This window comes from Limnobacter sp. CACIAM 66H1 (genome assembly GCF_001601825.1).
Classification (GTDB): Bacteria; Pseudomonadota; Gammaproteobacteria; order Burkholderiales; family Burkholderiaceae_B; genus Limnobacter.
This window is the reverse complement of sequence record NZ_LUJK01000103.1, coordinates 1-1,462: the sequence shown is the minus strand read 5'-3', so window position 1 is coordinate 1,462 and position 1,462 is coordinate 1. Positions and strand designations below refer to the sequence as shown.

Annotated in this window: 3 protein-coding genes and 1 pseudogene; 3 read left to right on the top strand and 1 reads right to left on the bottom strand. The window is 65.8% G+C overall.

Translation table 11 applies throughout. From position 1 onward, the window contains the following. Nucleotides 1–245, bottom strand: a pseudogene (locus A0129_RS15705) (MerR family transcriptional regulator); the annotation flags it as partial. A 55-nt stretch (nucleotides 246–300) separates the two neighbouring features. Between A0129_RS15705 and A0129_RS15700 the strand changes: the two are divergent. The 3 genes from A0129_RS15700 to A0129_RS15690 all read left to right on the top strand — a co-directional run. After that, the gene (locus A0129_RS15700; protein WP_291716324.1) at nucleotides 301–594 is read left to right on the top strand and encodes a cation transporter; all 294 of its coding nucleotides are present in this window, start codon (nucleotides 301–303) and stop codon (nucleotides 592–594) included. After that, nucleotides 527–1,174, top strand: coding sequence for an ABC transporter permease (locus A0129_RS15695; protein WP_291716323.1), 648 nt, complete (start codon nucleotides 527–529; stop codon nucleotides 1,172–1,174). Before A0129_RS15700 ends, A0129_RS15695 begins: the two co-directional genes overlap by 68 nt. Nucleotides 1,175–1,286: 112 nt before the next feature. After that, the coding region (locus A0129_RS15690; protein WP_291716327.1) for an FAD-dependent monooxygenase at nucleotides 1,287–1,462 on the top strand (176 nt) is incomplete at its 3' end.

The following is a 1,462-nucleotide window of genomic DNA, read 5'->3' as shown; positions in this document are numbered from 1 at the left end:
TCGATTGATGTCGCTGCAATCGTCCGGCGGGGCATCCAGAAACTGCAGCAGCTGCACCACCTCGGCCAGCGGCATGTCGAGCGCGCGGCAATGCCGGATGAACGACAGCCGCTCCAGGTGGCTGTCGCCGTAGTCCCGGTAACGTTGTCACGCCGGGCCGGCGCCGGCAGCAGACCGGCTTTTTCGTAGTAGCGGATGGTCTCGACGTCCACGCCGGTGGCCTGGGCCAGTGCCTTGATCTGCATGAGGATCTCCCGGATCGAAAGGATGCTTGACACTGTAGTGGCTCCAGGGTTTTCAATGACGGCATCGAAAGGAAAGACCATGTCCGCCCATTGCTGCCACCACGACACCCCATCGGCCGAATCCATCGCCAACCTGGCGCGCTACCGCCGCATCCTGTGGATCGCTCTGGTCATCAATTCCGCCATGTTCCTGGTGGAAATCGGCGCCGGCCTGCAGTCCGGGTCGCTCTCCCTGCTGGCCGATGCGGTGGACTTTGCCGGCGACGCCCTGAATTACGGGGGTGTCGCTGGCGGTGCTGGCTTCGGCGCTGGCCTATTACCTTTACCGTCTCTGGGTGCAGGTCGGTGACCTGCCGCCCACGATCGAGCCGTTCCAGCCCTGGCCGATCCCCGGCCTGTCGGCGATCCCGTTCCTGGGCGATGTGGTGTTCACCCAGACGCCGCCCACCTATGTGGCGTTGATCCTTGTGGGGCTGGTGGCCTGGATGCTGGCGCGCACGCCGATGGGCCTTGCGCTGCGGATGACGGGGGAGAACCCGCATGCGGTGGAGGCGCAGGGGTTGAACCCGGTGCGCATCCGCATCTGGGCGGTGATGGTGGGATCGGGGATCATGGCGCTGGGGGGGGCGTTCCTGACGACGGCGGCCTTCAACAGCTTTTTCCCCGGCATGGTGCAGGGGCGGGGATGGATCTGCATTGCGCTGGTGGTGTTCGCGTCCTGGCGGCCGGGCAAGGCGCTGCTGGGGGCGCTGCTGTTTGCGCTGTTCGATGCGTTTCAGTTGCGTCTGCAGACGGTGGTGGAGGGGGTGCCCTATCAGCTGTTCCTGATGGCGCCCTATGTGCTGTCCATCGTGGCGCTGATCCTTGTGGCGCGGCGGGCGCGGGTGCCCGAGGCGCTGATGCAGCCCTATCGCCGGGGGGAGCGCTGAGGGATTAGGCGCAACCTAACCAATGCCGAGAGAAATGCATGTTTCGCCTAACCAATGTCTCACATAGAGCAAAGGGGAGGGCCTTGCGCCCGATGCGAAAGGGAGTGCGGCAATGGCAGTTGAGACGGTCGATACGCTGGTGATCGGGGGCGGGCAGGCGGGGCTTGCCATGAGCGCGCATCTGGGGCGGCGGGGGATGGACCATCTGGTGGTGGAGCGCCACCGCATCGCCGAGCGCTGGCGGACGGAGCGCTGGGATTCGCTGGTGGCCAATGGCCCGGCCTGGCA